Annotated in this window: 15 protein-coding genes and 1 pseudogene; 7 read left to right on the top strand and 9 right to left on the bottom strand. The window is 73.2% G+C overall.

From position 1 onward, the window contains the following. Nucleotides 1–2: 2 nt before the first annotated feature. Nucleotides 3–1,874, top strand: a complete 1,872-nt coding sequence (locus tag ACIQG9_RS18840) for a transketolase (protein WP_400404228.1) — start codon at nucleotides 3–5, stop codon at nucleotides 1,872–1,874. Between the two features lie 101 nt (nucleotides 1,875–1,975). Here ACIQG9_RS18840 and ACIQG9_RS18835 read toward each other — a convergent pair whose 3' ends face one another. Next, nucleotides 1,976–3,073 (bottom strand): LacI family DNA-binding transcriptional regulator, encoded by a 1,098-nt coding sequence (locus tag ACIQG9_RS18835; protein ID WP_400403907.1) that lies wholly within the window; start codon nucleotides 3,071–3,073, stop codon nucleotides 1,976–1,978. A gap of 196 nt (nucleotides 3,074–3,269) precedes the next feature. Here ACIQG9_RS18835 and ACIQG9_RS18830 point away from each other — a divergent pair, with 196 nt between their 5' ends. Beyond that, a complete protein-coding gene (locus tag ACIQG9_RS18830; RefSeq protein WP_400403904.1) occupies nucleotides 3,270–4,679 on the top strand; it encodes a GH1 family beta-glucosidase in 1,410 nt (469 codons plus the stop codon). Nucleotides 4,680–4,767: 88 nt separating this feature from the next. On the opposite strand, the gene ACIQG9_RS18825 is transcribed toward ACIQG9_RS18830, so the two are convergent. The 3 genes from ACIQG9_RS18825 to ACIQG9_RS18815 form a co-directional block, all read right to left on the bottom strand. Next, nucleotides 4,768–8,151: a discoidin domain-containing protein gene (locus ACIQG9_RS18825; protein ID WP_400403901.1), complete on the bottom strand. Its 3,384-nt coding sequence runs from the start codon at nucleotides 8,149–8,151 to the stop codon at nucleotides 4,768–4,770. A 192-nt stretch (nucleotides 8,152–8,343) separates the two neighbouring features. Then, complete coding sequence (locus tag ACIQG9_RS18820) at nucleotides 8,344–9,729, bottom strand: DUF1996 domain-containing protein (RefSeq protein WP_400403898.1); 1,386 nt, start codon at nucleotides 9,727–9,729, stop codon at nucleotides 8,344–8,346. A 429-nt stretch (nucleotides 9,730–10,158) separates the two neighbouring features. Continuing rightward, the gene (locus tag ACIQG9_RS18815; protein WP_400403895.1) at nucleotides 10,159–12,471 is read right to left on the bottom strand and encodes an AbfB domain-containing protein; all 2,313 of its coding nucleotides are present in this window, start codon (nucleotides 12,469–12,471) and stop codon (nucleotides 10,159–10,161) included. Nucleotides 12,472–12,895: 424 nt separating this feature from the next. Between ACIQG9_RS18815 and ACIQG9_RS18810 the strand changes: the two genes are divergently transcribed. Then, on the top strand, nucleotides 12,896–13,648 hold the full coding sequence (locus ACIQG9_RS18810) for a dienelactone hydrolase family protein (protein WP_400403893.1): 753 nt from the start codon (nucleotides 12,896–12,898) through the stop codon (nucleotides 13,646–13,648). Nucleotides 13,649–13,756: 108 nt separating this feature from the next. Here ACIQG9_RS18810 and ACIQG9_RS18805 read toward each other — a convergent pair whose 3' ends face one another. Further along, nucleotides 13,757–14,980, bottom strand: a complete 1,224-nt coding sequence (locus ACIQG9_RS18805; protein WP_400403890.1) for a PucR family transcriptional regulator — start codon at nucleotides 14,978–14,980, stop codon at nucleotides 13,757–13,759. Between the two features lie 83 nt (nucleotides 14,981–15,063). On the opposite strand from ACIQG9_RS18805, the gene ACIQG9_RS18800 reads away from it, so the two are divergent. The 3 genes from ACIQG9_RS18800 (at nucleotide 15,064) to ACIQG9_RS18790 (ending at nucleotide 19,301) form a co-directional block, all read left to right on the top strand. Beyond that, the gene (locus ACIQG9_RS18800; protein WP_400403887.1) at nucleotides 15,064–16,155 is read left to right on the top strand and encodes a ferredoxin reductase; all 1,092 of its coding nucleotides are present in this window, start codon (nucleotides 15,064–15,066) and stop codon (nucleotides 16,153–16,155) included. 14 nt (nucleotides 16,156–16,169) lie between these two features. Next, complete coding sequence (locus tag ACIQG9_RS18795) at nucleotides 16,170–17,315, top strand: fatty acid desaturase family protein (RefSeq protein WP_400403884.1); 1,146 nt, start codon at nucleotides 16,170–16,172, stop codon at nucleotides 17,313–17,315. Nucleotides 17,316–17,477: 162 nt separating this feature from the next. Beyond that, nucleotides 17,478–19,301 carry an acyl-CoA dehydrogenase gene (locus ACIQG9_RS18790; RefSeq protein WP_400403882.1) on the top strand — a complete coding sequence of 608 codons (1,824 nt, stop codon included), beginning with the start codon at nucleotides 17,478–17,480 and terminating at the stop codon, nucleotides 19,299–19,301. Between the two features lie 19 nt (nucleotides 19,302–19,320). Here the strand turns inward: ACIQG9_RS18790 and ACIQG9_RS18785 are convergent, their stop codons facing one another. After that, nucleotides 19,321–21,003 carry a long-chain-fatty-acid--CoA ligase gene (locus ACIQG9_RS18785; protein WP_400403880.1) on the bottom strand — a complete coding sequence of 561 codons (1,683 nt, stop codon included), beginning with the start codon at nucleotides 21,001–21,003 and terminating at the stop codon, nucleotides 19,321–19,323. A gap of 228 nt (nucleotides 21,004–21,231) precedes the next feature. Here ACIQG9_RS18785 and ACIQG9_RS18780 point away from each other — a divergent pair, with 228 nt between their 5' ends. Further along, nucleotides 21,232–21,552 carry a DMT family transporter gene (locus tag ACIQG9_RS18780; RefSeq protein WP_400403878.1) on the top strand — a complete coding sequence of 107 codons (321 nt, stop codon included), beginning with the start codon at nucleotides 21,232–21,234 and terminating at the stop codon, nucleotides 21,550–21,552. 42 nt (nucleotides 21,553–21,594) lie between these two features. On the opposite strand, the gene ACIQG9_RS18775 is transcribed toward ACIQG9_RS18780, so the two are convergent. The 3 genes and pseudogenes from ACIQG9_RS18775 to ACIQG9_RS18765 form a co-directional block, all read right to left on the bottom strand. After that, nucleotides 21,595–21,774, bottom strand: coding sequence for a hypothetical protein (locus ACIQG9_RS18775; RefSeq protein ID WP_400403875.1), 180 nt, complete (start codon nucleotides 21,772–21,774; stop codon nucleotides 21,595–21,597). A 125-nt stretch (nucleotides 21,775–21,899) separates the two neighbouring features. Continuing rightward, entirely contained in the window at nucleotides 21,900–22,613 is a 714-nt protein-coding gene (locus ACIQG9_RS18770; protein WP_400403872.1) for a spermidine synthase, read from the bottom strand. Between the two features lie 108 nt (nucleotides 22,614–22,721). Further along, nucleotides 22,722–23,066: pseudogene (locus ACIQG9_RS18765) on the bottom strand (response regulator transcription factor); the annotation flags it as partial. Between the last annotated feature and the right edge of the window lie 26 nt (nucleotides 23,067–23,092).

Here is a 23,092-nt window from a genome sequence, read left to right as displayed (position 1 = left end):
CGATGGAAGCGGAACGCACCCTGCGCGAGGAGGAACTCACCCGGCTGGGTGAACTCGCCGCCCAGCTCCGGGTGGACGCCATCCGGTGCAGCACCAGGGCCGGGTCCGGGCACCCGACCTCCAGCCTGTCCGCGGCCGACCTGCTCGCGGTGCTGATCTCCCGGCACCTGCGCTACGACTGGGCGGACCCCCGGGGTCGCGCCAACGACCATCTGATCTTCTCCAAGGGCCACGCCTCGCCACTGCTGTACGCGGTCTTCAAGGCCGTCGGCGTGATCACCGACCAGGAGCTGGTCGACACCTACCGCCAGTTCGGGTCGCGCCTGCAGGGACACCCCACGCCGGTCCTGCCCTGGGTCGACGTCGCCACCGGTTCGCTCGGTCAGGGACTGCCGGTCGGCGTCGGGATCGCGCTCGCCGGCCGGTACCTCGACCACCTGCCGTACCACGTGTGGGCGTTGTGCGGCGACAGCGAGATGGCCGAGGGCTCCATCTGGGAGGCGCTGGACAAGGCCAGCCACTACGGACTGCACAACCTCACCGCGATCGTCGACGTGAACCGGTTCGGGCAGCGCGGCCCGACCGAGTTGGAATGGGACCTGGACACCTACCGGCGGCGGGCCGAGGCGTTCGGCTGCCAGGCGCTCGTCGTCGACGGCCACGACCTGGCCGCCATCGACGAGGCGCTGGGTCGTGCCCGGCGGTCGACGGGTCCCACCGTGGTGCTCGCCCGCACGGTCAAGGGCAAGGGGGTGCCGGAGGTCGAGAACAAGCCGGGCTGGCACGGCAAGCCGCTGAAACCGGAGCTGGCCGAGCGTGCCGTCGCCGCGCTCGGTGGGGTCCGCCAGCTCCGCGTCGCGTCGCCGCGCCCCGAGCCCGCGCCGCCCGCCCCCGCCCGCACCGGCCAGCCACCCGTGCTGCCCCGGTACGACAAGGGGGCGAAGGTGGCCACCCGCAACGCGTACGGTGACGCGCTGCGCGCGCTGGGCTCCCGCCCCGACGTGGTCGCCCTGGACGGCGAGGTCAGCGACTCCACCCGGGCCGACCGGTTCGCCGAGGCGTACGCCGACCGGTACTTCGAGATGTTCATCGCGGAACAGCAGTTGGTCGCCGCGGCGGTCGGGTTGCAGGTCCGCGGCTACCGGCCGTTCGCCTCGACCTTCGCGGCGTTCTTCTCCCGCGCCTACGACTTCGTCCGGATGGCGGCCGTCTCCCGGGCCGACATCACCCTGGCCGGGTCGCACGCGGGAGTGGAGATCGGGCCGGACGGTCCCTCGCAGATGGGGCTGGAGGACCTGGCGGCGATGCGCGCGGTGCAGGGGTCGACCGTGCTCTGTCCCAGCGACGCGGTGTCCTGCGCCGCCCTCGTCGGGCAACTGGCCGACCGCGGGGGCGTCACGTATCTGCGCACGATGCGGGGGGCGTACCCCGTCCTCTACGACAACGACGACGCCTTCCCGATCGGCGGCAGCAAACTGCTCCGTGGCGGCGACGACGACCGGGTCGCGCTGATCGGCGTTGGGGTGACGGTGCACAACTGCCTCGCCGCCGCCGACGAGCTGGCGCGCGAGGGGATCCGCGCCCGGGTCGTCGATCTCTACTCGGTCAAGCCGCTGGACCGGGAGCGGCTGCTGGACGCCGTCCGGGGCACCGACGGCCGGCTGGTGGTGGTCGAGGACCACTACCCGGAGGGCGGCCTCGGGTCGGCGGTGCTCGAGGCGCTGGCCGACCTGGCCGAGCCGGTGCGGGTGGCGCACCTGGCGGTTCGCGGCCTGCCCACCTCCGGTACGCCGACCGAGCTGATGGACCAGGCCGGGATCGGGGTGAGCGCGATCGTCGCGGCGGCCCGCGCCTCGGTGGCCCCGAGCCGCTGAGCCGGCCGTCCTGCGCCGCCGTCTGACCCGCCACCGGCCCGGTCACCGGCAGCGCGGGCGGCGACCGGTCCCACGCCGACAACCGGATCGCGGTGCGCCGGTCAGCCCGACTCGCGTACCACCAGTTCGGGGTCGAAGATGACCGACATGCTGCCCAGCCCCGGGGCGTCGACCCGGGCGAGCAGCATCCGGGTGGCCTCCGCGGCCATGTTCTCCAGCGGGTGCCGGACGGTGGTCAGCGGCGGCTGGGCCGACAGCGCCGCACTGCTGTCGTCGAAGCCGACCACGGCGACGTCCGTGGGGACGTGCCGGCCCGCGTCGCGCAGCGCGCCGAGGACCCCCTGTGCCATCAGGTCGTTGGCGACGAAGACGCCGTCGACGTCGGGGTGGGCGTCGAGGAGCCGGCACATCGCGGCCTCGCCGCTCTCCCGGGTGAAGTTGCCCGACTCGCAGGGGGACCAGGCGTGCCCCCGCCTCGCCATCGCCTGCCGGAACCCGGCGGCCCGGTCCTGGCTGGCCGGGACGTCCTCCGGGCCGCAGATCAGGGCCACCTGCCGGCAGCCACGGGCCAGCAGGTGCGCCACGGCGAGATCGGCGCCGACCTCGTTGGCGACGTCGACGTAGCTGATCGGCAACGGACGCGCCGGACGGCCCACCAGCACCGCCGGGATGCCGGCGTCGACCAGCCGCGCGGGCAACGTGTCGGCGGGGTGCAGCGACAGCAGGAGCACCCCGTCCGCCTGCCCCTGGCGCAGGTCGCCGACCAGCCCGGCGCGGGCGGCCTCGCTGCCCACCAGGTTCAGCGCGAGCTGCACGCCGGCCGGCCGCAGGACGCTCAGCGCGCCGCCGACCACCCGGCCGAAGAACGGATCGGCGAAGAACCTGCTGAGGAACGGGTCGTCGTCGTGGTCCTCGCTGTCGGAGACCACCAGGGTGATGCTGCCGGCCCGGCGGGTCACCAGCGACCGGGCGGCCCGGTTGGGCACGTACCCGGTCTGGTCGACGGCGGACCAGACCACGGCGTGCAGGCCGGGGTCCACGTTGCGCACGCCGTTGATGACCCGGGACACGGTGGCCCGCGAGACCCCCGCCGCCCTGGCCACATCCTCCAGGGTGGGCAGCCGGGTGGCACCGGCCGCCGCCCCGTCGCTGCGGTCCTCGCGCGGCAGACGCGGCGCCTCCTGGGACACTTCCGCCATGGGGCAGTTATAGCACGGGGCTGGGAGAGCGCTCTCACATCGTCGCCGCCGGCACCCGTCGGCCGCCCCGGCCACGCTTCGTTGTGCGACCGTTCCCTTGACAGTCGGTGACCGCCGACCCGAGAATGATCACGTAATGGAGAGCGCTCTCCAAGCCCCCGCGACGGGGGCGCCCCGGGCGGGAAGTGGTGATCGGATGGCAGGGCCGGCCGCACAGACCTCGACCGGAACACCGGTCGAGCTGCGTTTCCCCAAGAACTTCTGGTGGGGTGCGGCCACCGCCGCGTACCAGATCGAGGGCGCGGTCCGCGCCGCCGGCCGTGCTCCGTCCATCTGGGACACGTTCAGCGCGGCGCCCGGTCGGGTCGCCGGCGGGGACACCGGCGAACACGCCACCGACCACTACCACCGCCACCGGCACGACGTCGACCTGATGGCCGAGCTCGGGCTCACCGCATACCGTTTCTCGGTGGCCTGGCCCCGGGTGCGCACCGGCACCGGCGGCGTCAACCAGGCGGGGCTGGCCTTCTACGACCGGCTCGTCGACGACCTGCTGGCGGCCGACATCCAGCCGGTGGCCACCCTCTACCACTGGGACCTCCCCCAGGAGTTGGAGGACGCCGGGGGCTGGACCCACCGCGACACCGCCGCCCGCTTCGGCGAGTACGCCGCCGTCGTCGCCGCCCGACTGGGCGACCGGGTCCGGATGTGGAACACCCTCAACGAGCCCTGGTGCTCGGCCTTCCTGGGCTACGGCATCGGGGTGCACGCACCGGGCCGGCGCGACCAGGCGGCGGCGCTCCGGGCCGTACACCACCTCCTGCTGGCCCACGGCCACGGCACCGCCGCGCTGCGGGCCGCCGGGGTGACCGGGGGCGTCTCGCTGGCCCTCAACGGCGGCACCGTGCGCCCCCGCCGCGACACCCCGGCCGACCGGGCCGCCGCCCGCCGGATCGACGGCCTGCTCAACCGGATCTTCCTGGATCCGCTGCTGCGCGGGGCGTACCCCGCCGACGTGCTGGCCGACACCGCCGCGCTGACCGACTGGTCGTTCGTACGCGACGGTGACCTCGCCCTGATCGCCGCGCGGCTGGACGCGCTCTGCGTCAACTACTACCAGCCCGACCTGGTCAGCGACCCCGGTGACCACCACGACCCGGGCACCCCCTACCCGGGCGCGGAGGGGGTCCGCTTCCACCCCACCCCCGGCCCGGTCACCGCGATGGGCTGGTCCATCGACCCGACCGGGCTGCGCGACCTGCTGCTGCGGCTGACCCGTGACTACGACGTCCCGCCGCTGTACGTCGCCGAGAACGGGGCCGCCTACCCGGACGAGGTCACCCCGGACGGTCGGGTCCGCGACGTCGAACGGCTCGACTACCTGCACCGCCACCTGGCCGCCGCGCACGACGCCATCACCGCCGGCGTCGACCTGCGCGGCTACTTCGTCTGGTCGCTGCTGGACAACTTCGAGTGGGCCTACGGCTACGACAAGCGGTTCGGCCTCATCCACGTCGACTACCGCACCCAACGGCGGACGGTGAAGGACAGCGGACGGTGGTACGGCCGGGCGATCGCCCGGGGCGGCGTCGACCGGCCCCGCTGACCGGCCCCGCGCTGACCGGAAGCACCTCGAACACCCGGACGGGTCACGAACACCAGGTGGTGTCCGTGACCCGTCCGGCGTACCGGTGTCAGGTGCGGTAGACGCCGAACTCCCACAGCGAGTAGCCGTACTCGGTGGCCCGGGCGGTCCCGTTCACCCGGACGTAGCGGCCGGTGCCGGCGACGGCCAGGTTGTCGAAGCCCCCGTCGCCGCCGGTGGTGGAGTAGACCGTCGTCCAGCCGACCCCGTCGGTGGAGACCTGCACCGAGTACCCGGTGGCGTAGGCCGCCTCCCAGGCCAGCAGGACGTGGTCGAAGGTCTGCACGGACCCCAGGTCGACCTGGAGCCAGGCGGTGCCGACCCACTCACTGGCCCACCGGGTGCCGTAGTCGCCGTCCACCGCGTAGCCGGGTAGCTGCGGCCCGTTGCTGCCGGTGGGCTGGTACGACGACGCGGTCACCGGCCGGCTCCGGGCCAGGTTGGTGCCGGGGACGGTCGGCGGCACCACCCGGAACGACCGCTGCTCGATGCCGACGTTGCCGAATCCGTCGAAGGCGTACACGTACACCTTCCACACCCCGAGCCGCTCGGGGGCCCGTACGGTGAACTGCCCGTTCCCGGTCTGGGTGAAGGTCAGGTTGGTCAGCCCCCGGTTGCCGGTGATGTGCTTGTCGCTGGCCATCAGGTTGTACCGGATGAGGTCGCCCTGCGGGTCGGTGACGGAGGCCGCGACGGTGAACGTGCCCCCGGCCGGCACGGCGGTCTGCGGGGTCACCGTCATCGCGGTGATCTCCGGCGGGGTGTTCGCCGACGCCTGCCCGGTGTAGGCCCGCCGCAGCGCGTGGTACCCGTGCCGCCGCCAGCCGCCGGTGGTGGTGTTGAGCCACACGCCGCCGAAGTCGTTCTCCAGCCCGTAGTGGAACTCGGTGGCGCCCAGCGCCACCCCCGGGTGGCTCTTGATCGCGTTCCAGCTCGCCGTGTAGCCGTCCCGCTTCGCCAGGTCGCCCGGCTCGTTCGGCACGCCGTTGACGTCGTTGGGCACCTCCCACTCGCCGTCCGGGCCACCCTCGGTGAGCAGGTACGGCTTGGTGTAGCCGCCGGCGATCCAGTCCGTCTTGACCCGGCTCACCGCGCCGTAGGAGTTGACCGCCAACAGGTCGAGCGCGGGGGAGTACCGCTGGTAGTACGTCCACGCCTGGGTGTAGGCGTCGGTGGAGGTGACCGGGTGGTTCGGGTCGGCGGCGTGGATCGCGTCGGTGACCTCGTTGACGAACTTCGCGTACGCCACCCGCCGGGCCTCCACCACGTCCGGGGCCAGCCCGTGGTCCTGCATGGTCAGGATGACCTCGTTGCCCACGTCCCACAGCAGCACGCCCTGCCGGTTCTTCAGCGCGTTGACCCGGGCGACGATCTCGGCCTTGACGCTGTTCTTGTAGGCGGTGTCGTTGACGTAGTCGGCGCCCTGGTTGAGCCAGTGCCCGACGACGACCTTGATGCCCTGCTGGGCGGCCCGGTCGAGCAGGACCGGCGTCCAGGTGTCGTCCACGCCCCAGATCCGGATCGTGTTCACCCCCATGTTCCGCAGGTCGCGCAGGTACCCGTCGGCGGCGGCCTGCGGCGGCCCGTAGGTCAGCCCCCGCACCTCGTACGGCGCGCCGTTGACCTGGAGCTGCCAGTTGCCCTGGGTGCCGGTCACCCGGACGGTGCTGGGTCCGGCCGGGGTGGCCGGGTCGGTCATCGGCGTGGGCGTGGTCCCGGTGGCCCGGGACACGGTGACCGAGTCGACGCTGAGCACGCCCCCGGAGGTGGTCTCCGCGGTGGGGGTGGTGCGACCCGCGATGGCGTTCGGCAGCGATCCGCCGACGGCCAGGTCCAGCCGGAGGAAGAAGCCGTGGTGCACGGCCGCCGCCCAGGCCGCCACGCCGACCTGCGACTGGCGCACCACCCAGGTCTGCCGGCCGTCGAGGTAGAAGCGGATCTCCTCGTCGGTCTTGGTCCGGTCGATCACCTGGGTGTACTCGTGGTAGCCGGTCTGGCAGCCGGCACAGCTCGCCAGGCCGCTGGACCGGCCGGTGTACTCGGCGCAGACCCCGTCGGGCGCGGTGCCGCAGTGCAGGGTCTGCGCGAGCTGGCTGCGGCCGTTGACGTCGGTCATGATGTCGGTCTCGCCGATGCCCGGCCAGTTGGTGTAGTTGCCCCGGAACCCGACGCCGGTGGCCCGGAAACCGGGCCAGTAGCCCAGGCCGTTGGCGACGTCCGGCTGGCGCAGCACGGCGCTGAACCGCAGCAGTTCCCCGGCGGCCGGGCTGAAGTCGCCGCGCTGGGTCTCCAGCCGGCCCGAGGTCCAGGCCCCGGCGCCGTCGCGGACGGCCTTGATGGCCAGCCGGCCGGCCCCGTCGAGCTGGACGTTAGTGGTGGACGCGGTCGCGGTCTCGACCTCACCGGTGCCCCAGTTGGCGGCCCCGCCGGGGTAGCTGGTGCCGGTGCGCAGCAGCCAGTTCGCCGCCGCCGGAAGGGTCCCGGCCGGGCCGGTGAAGTCGTCGGACCAGACGGTCTGCCAGGAGCCCGGGATGGTGGTGGGCTCGCCGGTCGGCGGTGGGGTGGTCGGCGGCGGGGTGGTCGGGCCGGACGTGCTGGTGCGGACGGCCAGCTCCCAGAGGGAGTAGCCGTAGCCGCTGGCCCGGACGGTGCCGTACATCCGGAGGTAGCGTCCGGTGCCGGTGATGGTGAGCGTCTCCGTGCCGCCGGTTCCGGTGGTGGTGCGGTGGATGGTGGTCCAGGTGGTGCCGTCGGGTGAGGTCTGGATCTCGTACGTCCGGGCGTACGCGCCCTCCCACTGGAGCACCACACCGCAGATGGTCTGCGTCGTGCCGAGGTCGACCCGGAGCCACTGCGGGTCGCTGAACTGGCTCGACCAGCGGGTGCCCGGGTTGCCGTCGACGGCGTAGGCCGCCGCGACGTCGGCGCCCTGCTCGGACGAGGCGAGCACCGGGCGGCCCTGCGCGGCGTTGGCGGTGCCGCAGCCCGGGGGCGGCGAGCCGCCCAGGCTGCCGTACACCTTCAACTCCCAGAGGGAGTAGCCGTAGCCGCTGGCCCGGACGGTGCCGTACATCCGTAGGTAGCGTCCGGTGCCGGTGATGGTGAGCGTCTCCGTGCCGCCGGTTCCGGTGGTGGTGCGGTGGATGGTGGTCCAGGTGGTGCCGTCGGGTGAGGTCTGGATCTCGTACGTCCGGGCGTACGCGCCCTCCCACTGGAGCACCACGCTGCTGATGGTGGCCGTGGCGCCGAGGTCGACCCGGAGCCACTGCGGGTCGCTGAACTGGCTCGACCAGCGGGTGCCGGGGTTGCCGTCGACGGCGTAGGCCGCCGCGACGTCGGCGCCCTCCTGTGACGAGGCGAGCGCCGGCTGACCCTGCGACAGTAGGGTGTCGGCCGCCCGGGCCCCTGGCGGCGTGACCACGAGATAGGCCATGACCAGTGTGAGGACGGCGCCGAGGAGCAGTGCCGCACGGTGCGGCGACGGTGTCCGGTGTGGTGGGACGGGGAACGGATCGGTCATGGTCCTGCCTGTCGTTGCGGGGACGGTGAGTGGTGCGGACGGGGGCTGCTCAGGCGGACGCCGGTGACCGGGCGCGCGGCGCGACGCCCGGTCACCGGCCCCCGGTCACGGCAGTTCGTAGTTCTGGTTGAGCGCCGCGCCGCGCTCGGGCTTGTACTGGTCGAAGCCGCGCGGGTCGCACTGGAGGCCACCGTTGATGCAGTGGCCGACCAGGGCGGCCAGCGTGGGCGCGTCCCAGGCGTTGTAGAAGTCGTAGTGGAAGGAGTAGGCGCGACCACTGGCGAGCCGGACCGTCGTCATGTCGCCGCTGACCGGGAAGGCCATCTTGAACTCGATCATCGGCACGGCGACCGGGTGGCTGGTCGGGCAGACCCCGATGACCGGGTACGCCATGTGGCTCTTGTGGTCGGGGGTGTCCAGGTAGCGGCCGTCCCAGCAACTCGGCGCCTGGAACCGGATGTTGAGCTGGCTACCGGCCGGGCAGGACGCCGGGAAGTCCCAGTTGCGGACGCTGTCGCCGCACTCCCAGCCCTCGACCGCGCCGGGGGAGTTGCGGAACTCCTCCAGGGTGGCCGACGGGCTGCCGACGACGTAGCGCAGTCCCGGCGGGGCGGGACGGACGCTGCGGTAGTCGATGACCCCGCTCTTGTAGTAGATGACCTGGCGGCCGACCGGCTGGACGGCGGTGTCGCCCCGGTACAGGGTCGGCATCCAGTAGCCGGTCTTGTCGCCGGGGGTGATGCAGGAGGTGCTGCCGGCCTGTAGGGAGGCCAGGGTGGTGTTGGCGTTGGTGGTGGTGTTGCCCATGAAGGTGTGTGAGTGCGAGGCGCCCGGCAGGTTCGGGAAGACGATCGGGTCGTCCGGCAGGTTGGACCGGCTCACCGAGCAGTTCGCCTGGAACTCGTGGTGGGTGGTCGGCGGGTTGGTCGCCGGTGGGGTGGCCGTGGACGGGACCACCCCGGTCACCGGCGGGTTCGCCGGCACGTAGCCCGGACCGCCGGTGGGCGGCGGGGTCGTCCCGGCCGCGCCGTAGACCTGGAACTCGTACAGCGAGTAGCCGTAGGTGGTGCCGCGCTGGGTGCCGTACATCCGCACGTACCGGCCGCTGCCCGTCACCGTGACGGTCTCGGTGCCGCCGGCCCCGGTGGTGGTGCTGTAGATGGTGGTCCAGGCGGCCCCGTCGGCCGAGGTCTGGATCTGGTACGCGCGGGCGTAGGCGGTCTCCCACCGGAGCACCACCCGGCTGATGTTGGAGGTGGCGCCCAGGTCGACCCGGAGCCACTGTGGATCACTCCACTGGCTGCCCCAGCGGGTGTCTGTCCGGCCGTCCACGGCCGCCACGGCCGGGGCTTCGCCGTTCTCCACCGACGAGGCCAGCGCCGGCCGCCCCTGCGACAGCAGGGTCTCCGCGGCCTGTGCCGACCCGACGCCGCCCGCCAGCAGTGACGCCAGCAACACCAGGGCGGCCGTCGCCGCGGTGCGGCTCCTCACTCGTTGTCTTCCGATTCTCGTCACGGGTCCTCCCCGGTAAAGGACGGCGGAGATGTCCGGCCGTCGGGACCGCGCCCGTCCGTGCCCCCGGTCCGGCCGGTGGGCCGGGCGGGAAACTCGGAGAGCGCTCTCCAAGTGTTGCGCCTCGGTTTCAGAAACGTCAATGGATTGGGTCGCCCTGTCCCGGATCGGCGGGTCGCGCACCGTTGACGCGGACCGGATCCCCGCGCACTATCAGGCCGGGGAGAGCGCTCTCCAGCCTCCGCCGGTTCACCCCACCGGGTCGGCTGCCCGAACCCGTCGACCAGCCACCGGAGGCGATCCGAGGAGACCGCCGATGACATCCCGCCACGCTCGGCGACCGCGCCTGACGGTCGCCGAGCTCGTCACGTCCCGCCGCTCCGGTCGCCCACCTGCTCCGCGTCCCGGTCAGGGCGCCCAGGGGGCGGTGACGTTCCAGGTGCTGTCCGCGGCCCAGAGGGTGGGGGTGTTCCACGCCTGTCCGCCGGTGCCGTTGCTCAGCCACACCTGGGAGTCGAAGTGGCGCAGGTACCGGCCCCGATAGTTGTAGGACTCCAGCGACACCCCGGAGCCGGTGAGCCCGACCCGGGCGCACCAGGTGGCGTCGGCCCGCATCAGCGCGGTGCCGTCGTTCGGTGAGTTGCGGACCCGGGAGTCGGCGTGCCGGAGGTACTGGCCCGGGAAGTTGACCGACTCGAACGAGTAGCAGGAGGCGTCGGCCAGTCCGGCCCGGACGGTGTAGGTCGCGTCGTTCTTCAACAGCGCCGGGCTGCCGGCGTCGACCACCTCGGTGTAGGCCAGGCTGTCCCGGTGCCGCAGGTACCGGTCGGTGTATCCCGGCGTGGTGACCTGCCACGACCGGCGGGTGTCGAGCGGCAGGGCGACCGGCGCGGAGCTGCCCACCGTCCGGGAGGCACTGATCAGGGCGGTGTTGGCGGCGCGGACCCGGGCCTCGTCCATCTTCACCACCCGGCGGTCGTAGGTCAGGAAGCCGTTCAGCTCACCCTCCAGGTCGGTGATCTCGGTGTACACCGAGGCGCTGAGCCCCTTGCCGAGCATGAGGTTCTGCGTGCCCTGCACCAGTCCGACGTACCGGTCGGTCAGCGCGGTCGGGTTCGGCTGCCACTCGTAGGCGAAGAAGTCGCCGTTCGGGCTGTACTCGTGGCCCGGGGTGTGCAGGCCCAGGCCACCGAACTCGCCCAGCACGGCCACCCGGCCGCCGGACGGTGACGGCGAGTCCGGTCCGAGGTAGACGTGCCAGTCGTCGAGGTCGCCGTTGCCGGGGTCGCCGAGGGACTGGCAGCAGTTGTGGCCGCTGTGGGTGTTCACCAGCCGGGTCGGGTCCTGGTCCTTGAGGCGCTGTCCGACCCGACGGGTGTCGGCGAGGGCGCGCTCCCCCCAGCCCTCGTTGTACGCGGTGTAGGCCACCACGGCGGGAGAGCTGCGGTGCTCGTCGACGATCTCCCGCGCCTCGGTCTCGAACTGCGTCTGCTGGGCGTCGGTGGCGTTGATGTCCTGGGCGGTCATCGAGGGGATGTCCTGCCAGACGAGGAGGCCGAGCCGGTCGGCGTGGTAGAACCAGCGCTGCGGCTCGACCTTGATGTGCTTGCGCACCATGTTGAAGCCGAGGTCCTTGTGCTTCCGCAGGTCGAAGGCGAGTGCGGCGTCGGTCGGCGCGGTGTAGAGCCCGTCCGGCCAGAAGCCCTGGTCGAGGGTGCCGACCTGGAAGACGAACTGGCCGTTGAGCTTCGGTCGCAGCACCCCGTTGACCACCCCCGTGGTGATCTCCCGCATGCCGAAGTAGTGGGTGGTCCGGTCGACCTGCGCGCCGCCGGCGTTGCGGAGGGTGACCCGCAGGTCGTAGAGGAACGGGTCGTCGGGGGACCAGCGGCGGGCGTTGGGCACCGGCACGCTGAATTCGGTGAAGCCGCCGGTGGCCGACCCGACCACGGTGGCGCCGGTCAGGGCCTCGGCGAGCACGCTGTGGCCGGTGACGTCCCCCCGGGTGAACACCCGGACCCGCAGCGTGTTGCCGGACAGGTTCGGGTAGACGTCCACGCTGCTGATCGAGGCGGTCGGCACCGGCTCCAGCCAGACGGTCTGCCAGATCCCGGAGCTGGGGGTGTAGAAGATGCCACCGGGCTGCTTGGTCTGCTTGCCGATGGGCGGCAGGCTGCCGTTCTGCCGGGTGTCGGTGGGGTCCCACACCTTGACGACGATCTCGTTGGATCCCCCGTCGAGGTACGGGGTGACGTCGAAGGTGAAGGCGTCGTACCCCCCGGAGTGCCGGCCCGCCTGGGTGCCGTTGACCCACACTGTGGCCTGCCAGTCGACCGCGCCGAAGTGCAGCAGGACGCGTCGTCCGGACCAGTTCGCCGGCACGGTCACGGTACGCCGGTAGAACAGGTAGTTGCGGTTGTCGTTCGCGGCGCGCTGTACGCCGGAGAGGGCGCTCTCGACCGGGAACGGCACGTTGACCCGCTCGGGCAGGTCGGTGCCGAACTGCGGGGCGTCGTCGGTGGCGGACTGCCGCAGTTGCCACTCCCCGTTGAGGTTGAGCCAGTCCGGGCGGGTCATCTGCGGGCGCGGGTACTCCGGCAACGGGGTGCCGACCAGCGCCTGGTCGGTCCACGGGGTGGTCAGGGGAGGTGTCCTGGCGGGCGCGGCCTGCGCGCCGGAGGTCGCTGCGAGCAGGCTCGCGACCAGGGCGAGGACGAGCATCAGGGGGACCGTGGGGCGGACGGGATTCTGACGTGTCATGCCGTCTCCGAGGGAACGAGTCGCCCGGCGGAGGGGCTGCGCCCGACGGGCGCTGGCGGTGGACGTCGGGCGGTCGCCCGCGCGGGCGTACACGGGTCGCGGTCGCCGGCCGGGTCTTCCCTCCGACTGACCGCAATCGTATTGATATACGTCGCTACACTACCGCCTCCCGTCGTGCCATGGACACCCTGGCGGCGCGCTCGGCCGCCGACGCCACCGGTCGGCTGGGCCGGTCCGCGACTGGTGGCGTCACCTCAAGAGCCGCTACGGCCTCTGAGCCACCCGCCCCGCGCCGGTGGCGGGCCGGTCCGGCAGGATGGCCGGTCCGCCGCCGGGTAGCGTTCCCGCCGTGGGCGCGACGGCGTCCGGGCGAGGAGGAGACGCGGTGGGCACGACATCGGTGGACATCCCGACGAGCGACGGCGTGGCGGACGCGTGCCTGGTCCGGCCGGACGGAGACGGGCCGTTCCCGGCGGTGCTGCTCTACATGGACGCCTTCGGGCCGCGTCCCCGACTGGTGGAGATGGCCGAGCGGATCGCTGAGCGCGGTCACCTGGTGCTGATGCCGAACCTGTTCTACCGGGCCGGCCGGGCACCGTTGTTCGACCTGGCCGGGCTCGCCGACCCGCAGCGGCGCAGCGCCGCCTTCGCGCAGATCAGACCGCTGGTCGAGGCGCTCACGCCGGAGGTGGTGGCCCGCGACGCCGGGGCGTACCTGGACTTCCTGGCCGCCCAGGACGACGTGGCGTCCGGTCCGGTGGCGATCACCGGCTACTGCATGGGCGGCACCACCGCGCTGCGCGCGATCGAGGCGTACCCGGACCGGATCGCGGCGGTGGCCAGCTTCCACGCCGGCCGGGTGGTCACCGACGCGCCGGACAGCCCGCACCGGGGCGTCGGCGCGATCACCGGGGAGCTGTACTTCGGCCACGCCGACCAGGACGAATCGATGACCGCCGCGCAGATCGCGGCGCTGGAGCAGGCGCTCGACGCCGCCGGGGTGACCTACCGCTCGGAGCTGTACGCCGGGGCCAGGCACGGCTTCACGATGGCCGACACCGCCGCGTACGACGAGCGGGCCACCGAGCGCCACTGGGCCGCCCTGTTCGACCTGCTGGACCGCACGTTCGGACGGTGATCCGGGGCGTCCGATCCACGTCGTTTCGCGGAAACGGCGGTATCCCGGTCGCTGGGATACCGCCGTTTGCCGTATCCACCCGACCCGGTCCGGTCCGGCGGGCGCGGGTCACTCCTCGGCGAGCGGGAGGAAGGCCAGCGCGATGGTCAGGTCGAGCACCGTGGCGGGTTCGCTGAGCCGGTCGCCGTACAGCTCGCGCAGCCGGCCCATCCGGTAGCGGACCGTCTGCGGGTGCACGTACAGGTCGGCGGCGACGTCGTCGCGGCGTCCCTGGTGCAGCAGCCAGGACCGCATCGTCTCGGCGAGTCGCTGGGCGGTCGCCGGGGACAGCGCGGACAGCGGCTCCAGCACCTGGGCGCGCAGGTCGGCCAGGGCCTCCGGGTCGGTGTGGAGCACCAGCCGGGCGAGGTGCCGCTCGGTGTCCAGGGCGGCGCCGTCCGCCGGCCGGTCCAGGCCGACGGCCAGGGCCTTCAGCACCCGCTGGTACGACCGGGCCACCCCGGTCCACGGCCGGGCCGGCCCGAGCACCGCCCGGTGCCCGTGCAGCGCCGTGGCGAGCTGACGGCGTCGGCCGCCGTGCATGTCCGGTACGAGCAGCAGCGCCGCCTCCTCGGCCCACTCCACCCCGGGCAGCTCCTCGCCGCTCTCCAGGGTGTGCGGGCTGAGCACGGCGAGCACGCCGCGCAGGTTGCTCCGGGGCAGCACCGCCACGGTCAGGGTCTGCGGCGGGGGCCACTCGGCCCGTTCGGCGCTGCGCCGCAGCACCTCCTCCGGATCGCCGGCGAGCAGTTGCTGGGTGAGCCGGTCCAGGTCGCGGCGGCGGACCCGGCCGACGGTGGCCAGTTCGTCGGAGTGCCCGGCCACGCTGGCGGCGGAGAGTTCGTCGATGTACGCGAACATCAGCTCGGCGAACTCGGCGACCGTCTCGGCGGAGAGCCCGTTGCGTACGGTGGTGGCGGACACCTCCCGCCAGGCCACCCGCGCCCCCACCCGGTACGCGGCCAGCAGCGCGTCCATGCTCCGCCCGGAGCGGGCCTCCCCGGCGCCGAGCGCGTACGCGGCCTCCAGCGCCCGGCTCAGCGGGGTGCTCGGGTCGGATGCCCCGGCCCGTTCGATGAGTTGCAGGAAGGTGCCCAGCGCGATCCGTACCGCGTTCTCGATCTTCTCGCGCATCTGGCCGGTGAGGGTGCCGGAGTAGGCGGGCACCTCGGCGGTGATGGCGGTGACGGTGCGCTCGGCGACCACCGGCAGCCGGCCGCGCAGCCGGTCGGCCACCTGGGCGTCCAGCGTCAGCCGGCCGCCCAGGTGGCTGGTGGCCCCAGACTCCGACATGTTGTTCCCCTCGAACAAGATTCCGTGTCCAATTCACCTTCGTAGGTCAAGATGTTATGCGAACGGGCGAGCAGTCTGGTCCCATGACCACCACCGTCCCGCGTCCCCCGGCGAAGAAATCCGTCCGGGACCGGTTCCTCCGGCTGGCCGAGACGGTCACCACCCCGCTGCTGCCGGAGGACTACCTCGACCTGGTCGCGCCGTTGCGCGCCGGAGCCGCCCTGCGCGGGCGGATCGTCGCCGTCGACCTGGAGACCCGGGACGCGGCCACCCTGACCATCCAGCCCGGCCGCGCCTGGCGCGGCCACACCCCCGGCCAGTACGTCCGCCTCGGCGTCGACGTCGACGGGGTACGGCAGTGGCGGGCGTACTCGGTGACCTCCCCGCCCGGGCGGCCGGACGGCCGGATCAGCGTCACCGTCAAGGCCATCCCGGACGGCCGGGTCAGCAACCACCTGGTCCGCCGGACCCGGCCGGGCACCATCGTCCAGCTCGACCAGGCGCAGGGGGACTTCGTCCTGCCCGACCCGACCCCGGCCCGGATCCTCTACCTCACCGCCGGCAGCGGCATCACCCCGGTGATGGGCATGCTGCGCGCCGGCGTGCCCACCCGCGCCGACGTGCTCGTGGTGCACTCCGCGCCCACCCCGGCCGACGTGGTCTTCGGCACCGAGTTGCGGGCGCTGGCCGAGCGCGGCGAGATCCGCCTGGTCGAGCGGCACACCGACCGGCACGGCCTGCTCGGGGTCGACGACCTGGCCGGGCTGGTGCCGGACCACCTGGAGCGCCAGACCTGGGCCTGCGGGCCGGTCGGCATGCTCGACGCGGTGCAGGAGCACTGGGCGGCGGCCGGCGTCGCCGACCGGCTGCACACCGAGCGGTTCCGGCCGACGGTCATCTCACCCGGCGAGGGCGGCACCGTCACCTTCACCCGGGCCGGCCTGACCGTCGCCGCCGACGGCGCCACCCCGATCCTCGACGCCGGCGAGGCCGCCGGCGCGCTGATGCCGTCCGGCTGCCGGATGGGCATTTGCTACGGCTGCGTCCTGCCGCTGCGCCAGGGCGCGGTGCGGGACCTGCGCAACGGGGAGATCACCACCGCCGTACCCGGTGACGGCGTGCTCATCCAGACCTGCGTGTCGGCGGCGGCCGGTACCTGCGACATCGACCTGTAGCCGGGAGGCCGGACGTGACCGTCATCCAGAAGAAGCCCGACAACCCGATCGCGCACCTGAGCGCCGAGGACATCGAGATCATCGGCAAGGAACTCGACGCCATCCGGGACCGGGTGATCGCCGAGCGCGGCGAGTCGGACGCGAGGTACATCCGCAAGGTCATCAAGACCCAGCGGACGCTGGAGGTGAGCAGCCGGGCGGTGCTGCTCTTCTCGCTGTTCCCGCCGGCCTGGGTGGTCGGCACCGCCGGCCTCGCGGTGGCCAAGATCCTGGAGAACATGGAGATCGGCCACAACATCCTGCACGGCCAGTACGACTTCATGCGCGACCCGAAGATCCACTCCACCACCTGGGAGTGGGACCACGTCTCCCCGGCCGACCAGTGGAAGCACTCGCACAACGAGCTGCACCACACGTACACCAACGTGCTGGGCAAGGACAACGACCTCGGCTACGGCATCATGCGGGTCGACGAGGACCAGAAGTGGTACCCGATGCACCTCGGCCAGCCGCTGTGGAACCTGCTCAACGCCTGCTTCTTCGAGTACGGTATCGCCGCGTACGACCTGGAACTGGGCCGAAACCTGCGCAAGGGCCGGCACAGGGCCCCGGAGTTCCGGGCCCGGGCCCGCGCGGTGGGCCGCAAGATCCGCCGCCAGGTGCTCAAGGACTACGTGATCCATCCGCTGCTGTCCGGCCCGTCCTTCCTCACCACGCTGGCCGCCACCTTCACCGCGAACCTGATCCGCAACCTGTGGAGCCACTCGGTGATCATGTGCGGACACTTCCCGAGCGGGGTGGAGACCTTCGCGAAGAACTCCATCGAGGGCGAGACCCGGGGCGAGTGGTACCTGCGGCAGATGCTCGGCTCGGCCAACATCAGCGGCAGCAGGCTGATGCACATCATGACCGGCAACCTGTCCTTCCAGATCGAGCACCACCTCTTCCCCGACCTGCCCAGCAGGCGCTACCAGGAGGTCGCCCCGCAGGTCCGGGCGCTGTTCGACCGGTACGGGCTGAGGTACACCACCGGCCCGCTGCCCAAGCAGGTCGCCTCCGCCTGGTGGAAGGTCATCCGGCTGTCCCTGCCCAACCGGGACGCCGCCGCCCCGGCCGTCGACGAGCGGCCCGCCCGCGCCCTCGCCACCTCCGGGGTCTGACCCACGCCGCCCGCCCGCCCGCCCCGCGCCGCGCCGGGCGGGCGGTCGGCGTACCGGGCGCGCCCGGCGAGGGTGCGCCGGCCGGCCCGATCAGCCAGGATGACCTGCGAGGGCCGTCGCCGGGCTGCGCCGTGGCTGAGACGGCACGCCGGAAGGAGACCCGTGTCGTCCACCCTGCTGTCCCGTCGTGACCTGCGCTTCCTGCTGCACGAGTGGCTCGACGTCGGCCGGCTGACCGAGCGCCCCCGCTACGCCGAGCACTCCCGGGAGACCTTCGACGACGCGCTCGACCTGGCCGAGCGGGTCGCCGCCGGGCACTTCGCCCCGCACAACCGGGCCGCCGACACCAGCGAACCCACCCTGGTCGACGGCCGGGTCCGGACCATCCCGCAGGTCAAGCGGGCCCTGGAGGTGTTCGCCGACACCGGTCTGCTGGCCGCCAGCCTGGACTCCTCGGTCGGCGGGATGCAGCTACCGCACGTCGTCTCCGCCGCCTGCTTCGCCTACCTCCAGGCCGCGAACGTGGCCACCTCGGCGTACCCGTTCCTCACCCTGGGCAACGCCAACCTGCTGCTCGCCCACGGCAGCCCCGAACAGGTCGACACCTACGTCCGTCCGATGGTCGAGGGCCGGTTCTTCGGCACCATGTGCCTGTCCGAGCCGCAGGCCGGCAGCTCACTGGCCGACCTCACCACCCGTGCCGAACCGCAGGACGACGGCAGCTACCGGCTCTTCGGCACCAAGATGTGGATCTCCGGCGGGGACCACGAACTGGCCGACAACATCGTCCACCTGGTCCTGGCCAAGATCCCCGGCGGCCCGCCCGGGGTCCGGGGGATCTCGCTGTTCGTCGTCCCCAAGGTGCTGGTCGGCCCGGACGGCACGCTCGGTGCCCGCAACGACGTGGTGCTGGTCGGCCTCAACCACAAGATGGGCTACCGGGGCACCACCAACACCCTGCTCAACTTCGGCGAGGGCGTGCACCGCCCGGACGGCCGTCCCGGCGCCGTCGGCCACCTGGTGGGGGAGCCGCACCAGGGCCTGGCCCAGATGTTCCACATGATGAACGAGGCGCGGATCGGGGTGGGCGCGAGCGCCACCGCGCTCGGCTACACCGGCTACCTGAAGGCCCTGGCGTACGCCCGGCAGCGCCCGCAGGGCCGTCCGGTGGCCGACAAGGACCCGACCGCCCCGCAGGTGCCGATCATCGCCCACCCCGACGTACGGCGGATGCTGCTGGCCCAGAAGAGCTACGTGGAGGGCGCCCTGGCGCTGGTGCTCTACTGCGGCCGGCTGCTCGACGAGCAGCAGACCGCACCCGCCGAGGCGGACCGGGAACGCGCGCACCTGCTGCTGGACCTGCTCACCCCGATCGCCAAGAGCTGGCCGTCGCAGTGGTGCCTGGCCGCCAACGACCTGGCCATCCAGGTGCACGGCGGCTACGGCTACACCCGCGACTACGACGTGGAGCAGCACTGGCGGGACAACCGGCTCAACCCGATCCACGAGGGCACCCACGGCATCCAGGCGTTGGACCTGCTCGGCCGGAAGGTCACCATGCGCGGCGGGGCCGGGCTGGCGCTGCTGCTGGAGACGATCGGCGCCACGGTGGCCCGGGCCTGGAAGTCCGACGGCGAGGCCGCCGAGCTGGCCGCCCCGCTCGCCCGCGCGGTGGACCGGATCGCCGCCACCACCCGCCGGCTCTGGGGCACCGGCGACCCGGCGCTCGCCCTGGCCAACGCCAGCGGCTACCTGGAGGCCGTCGGCCACGTGGTGGTCGCCTGGATGTGGCTGGAGCAACTGCTCGCCGTGGACGCGGCGGCGGTCGACCCGGCGACCCGGGACGCGGACACCGGATTCCACGCCGGCAAGCGGCAGGCCGCCCGGTACTTCTTCCGGTACGAGCTGCCCCGCACCACCGCCTGGTTCGACCTGCTGGACAGCCTCGACCGGACCACCCTGGAGATGCGCGACGAGTGGTTCTGACCGGGCCCGTCGGCCCTGGTCAGCCGTCGGCGAGCAGCCGGTCGCGGACCTCCCGGCGCAGCACCTTGCCGAGCTGCGACCGGGGCAGGTCGTCGACCACCACCACCCGGCGCGGCACCTTGTACGCGGTCAGGTGCTCCCGGACGGCGGTGCGGATCGCCTTCGGGTCGGTCGTGGACCCCTCGTCCAGCACCACCGCGGCGACGACGTCCTCGCCGCCCTGGCCGCTGGGCAGGCCCACCACCGCGGCGTCGCGGACCCCGGGGACCCCGCGCAGCGCCTCCTCCACCTCCGACGGGTAGACGTTGAAGCCACCGGTGATGATCAGTTCCTTGATCCGGTCGACCACCGAGACGAAGCCGTCCGGGTCCATCACCACCACGTCGCCGGTACGCAGCCACCCGTCCGGCAGCAGCACCGCCGCCGTGTCCGCCGGGCGCTGCCAGTAGCCGGCGAAGACCTGTGGCCCACGGACCAGCAGTTCGCCGGCCTCGCCGGTGGCACGGTCCCGGGTGGGGTCCGCCGGGTCCACGATGCGTACCTCGGTGGACGGGAAGGGCACCCCCACCGTGCCGGGCCGGCGGGTCGACGCGACCGGGTTGCCCAGCGTGACCGGTGAGGTCTCGGTCATCCCGTACCCCTCGACGAGCAGGCCACCGGTGACCGACTCCCACAACTCGACGGTGGCCGGCGGCAGTGCCATCGCCCCGGAGATCGCGTACCGGACGGAGGTCAGGTCGACGCCGCGGTCGCGGGCCGCCGTGGCGAGCTGCTCGTAGATCGGCGGCACCGCCGGCAGGAACGTCGGCGGGCGTCGGCGGGTCGCCGCCAGGGTCTGGTCGAGGTCGAAGCGGGGGAAGAGCACCAGCGTGGCGCCGATGCCCACCGAGAAGGTCAGGCAGAGCGTCAGCCCGTACGCGTGGAACAGCGGCAGCACGGCGTACACCGTCTCCTCGCCGTCGCGCAGCCCCGGTATCCAGGCGCGGCCCTGCGCGGCGTTGGCCCGCAGGTTGCGATGGGTCAGGATGGCGCCCTTCGGGGCGCCGGTGGTGCCGCCGGTGTACTGGAGCAGCGCGGTGTCGTCCGCTGCGGGCATCGGGTGGTCGGCGGCGAGCGGGCCGGCGGCGGCGAGCAGGTCGTCCCAGCGCAGCGCGCCGGGTGCCGGCCCGGTGAGCGCGGCGCGGGTGGCGCGGGCCGCCGGCAGCGGCAGCCGCAGCGCCCACCGCCGGGACCGGGGCAGCGCCCGGGTCAGGTCGACCGCGACCACGTGCCGCACCGCGCCCGCCCCGGCCACCCTCGGGGCCATCTTGTCCCAGACCACCGCGACCCCGGCGCGGTGGTCGGTGAGCTGGTGGTCGAGTTCCTGCCGGGTGTAGAGCGGGTTGTGCTCGACCGCCACCGCGCCGAGGCGCAGCACCGCGTAGAAGGCGACCACGTGCTGCGGGCAGTTCGGCAGTACCAGCGCCACTCGGTCACCGGCCCCGACACCGAGCCGGCGCAGCGCCTCCGCCGCCCGGGCCACCTGGTCGGCCAGCTCGGCGTACGTGGTGGTGGCGCCGTAGAAGTCCAGGGCGACCCGGGAGTCGAACCGGCGGGCCGCCGCGCCGAGCAGGTCCACCAGCGACTCGTCCGACGGGGCGATGGTGGCCGGCACGTCCGGGGCGTAGCTGCGCAGCCAGGGTCGTTCGGTGGTCGGGTCCATCGGTCTCCCTCGCTGGTCGTGTCGGTCGGCCGGATCGTCGCCGGTGGTGACGGGCCGCACCGTTCCCACCCCAGGGTCGACCACCGTCGTCGCCCCGGTACGCGGATCCCGCCGCACGGGGGGCGGCGTCACCCTCCTCGGGAGGGTCGCCGACCACCGGGGCCGCGGTGGACGCCGCGGCCGGTCGCCGGTGGGAGATCATGTGGGGACCCACCGGAGGGGGATGTCATGGCCTACCTGTTCCTGCTGATCGCGATCACCGCCGAAGTGGCCGGCACCAGCCTGCTCAAGGCCACCGAGGGGTTCACCCGGCTCTGGCCCACGCTCGGCCTGGCCGCCGCCTACCTGCTGGCCTTCGGGATGCTCGCGCTGGCGGTCCGGGACATCCCGGTCGGGGTGGCGTACGCGATGTGGTCCGGGCTCGGCACCGCCGCGATCGTCGCCGTGGGCGCGGTCTTCCTCGGTGAGCCGCTGAGCGTGCCGAAGGTGGTGGGAGTGGGCCTGATCATCGGGGGAGTGGTCGTGCTCAACCTCGGCGGGGCGCACTGAGCCGGCCGCCCCGGGTGCGGGTGCGGCCGGCTCCGGCACCGGTCAACGTGGTCCGGCGGAGTGCCGGGGCACCGACTGCCGGCCCTTGACGAAGGCCAGCACGATGACCGCGAGCAGCGCGATCACCCCGATGACCACCAGCCAGCGGACCGCTTCCAGCAGCAGCCCGAGCAGGATGAGCGCACCACCGACGGCACCGACGATCCAGAGCACAGCCCGCATGTCCACCTCCCCCGACAGCAGTTGCCCCGGTCATCCCGTTCCGCCCGCCGGCATGCCCCGACGGGCCGGCAAACCCGGCCGGCGGCAGGCCCGGCCCACCGACGCGGCGGAGCGCCCGGTCGGGGTCAGCGGCGGGCGACGTACACCGTGTTGGCCGACTCGCCGCCGGTGAGCGGGTTGGGAAACCGGACGACGTGGGCCTGCGAGGTCGGGAACACCTCGGCCAGCACCCGGCCGAAGTCCTCGTCCGGCGGGTCGTCCGACCAGAGCGCGAAGACCCCGCGCGGGTGCAGCAGGTCGGCCACCCGGCGCAGCCCGGCGGCGGTGTAGAAGGCGGCGTGACTCGGGTGCAGGACGTTGCGGGGCGAGTGGTCGACGTCCAGCAGCACCGCGTGGAAGCGCCGGTCCGGCGTGGTCGGATCGAGACCCCCGCCGGCGGCCACCGTGGCGAAGAAGTCGGCCCGGACGAACCGGGTGCGCGGATCGACGGCCAGCCCGGCGGCGAACGGCAGCAACTGGCGGCGGTGCCAGTCGATGACGTCCTCGATCGCCTCGACCACCACCACCGAGCGGACCCGGGGGTCCTCCAGCGCGGTACGGGCGGTGTAGCCGAGACCGAGGCCGCCGACCGCCACGTCGAGACCGTCGCCGTCGAGCGGCGCGAGCCCGAGCCGAGCCAGCTCGATCTCCGCGACCGGGAAGAGGCTGGACATCAGGAACTCGTCGTCGAGCTTCACCTCGTACACGTCGACGTCGAGGGCGGGATCCCGCCGTCGACGCAGGCTGATGGCGCCGATCGGGGTCTCCCGCCAGGCCAGTTCCTCGAATCGCGCGCCCACCCGGCCGCCTTCCACCTCGTCGTCCGTGCCGGGATGCTACCGGCGCGGCCGGCGATTCCCCGTGCGCGGCGCGCGTCCCGCCGGGGCGACTGGCGGGCGGGCCACGGCTCAGCCCCCGTCCCCGCCGCGCAGGTAGGCCAGTACGGCCAGCACCCGGCGGTTCGCGTCCTCGGTCGGTGGCAGGTCGAGTTTGGCCAGGATGTTGCCGACGTGCTTGCCGACGGCCGCCTCCGACACGGTCAACGTCCGGGCGATCGCCGCGTTGGACCGGCCCTCGGCGACCAGCCCGAGCACCTCCCGTTCCCGGGCGGAGAGCCGGTCGAGCTGGTCACGGCGGCGGCGCAGCAACTGGCGGACCACCTCGGGGTCGACCACCGTGCCGCGCGGCACCGGACCACCGTAGTGCGGCGGGCCGGCGGCGCGACGCAGGGTCTCCGGGACATCGACGGAACGCTTATCCTGTCCGCCGGGAGGACTCG

The sequence above is a fragment of the Micromonospora sp. NPDC092111 genome (genome assembly GCF_044755745.1).
In the GTDB taxonomy this organism is placed as follows: Bacteria; Actinomycetota; Actinomycetes; order Mycobacteriales; family Micromonosporaceae; genus Micromonospora.
This window is presented reverse-complemented; position numbering and strand designations above follow the sequence as displayed.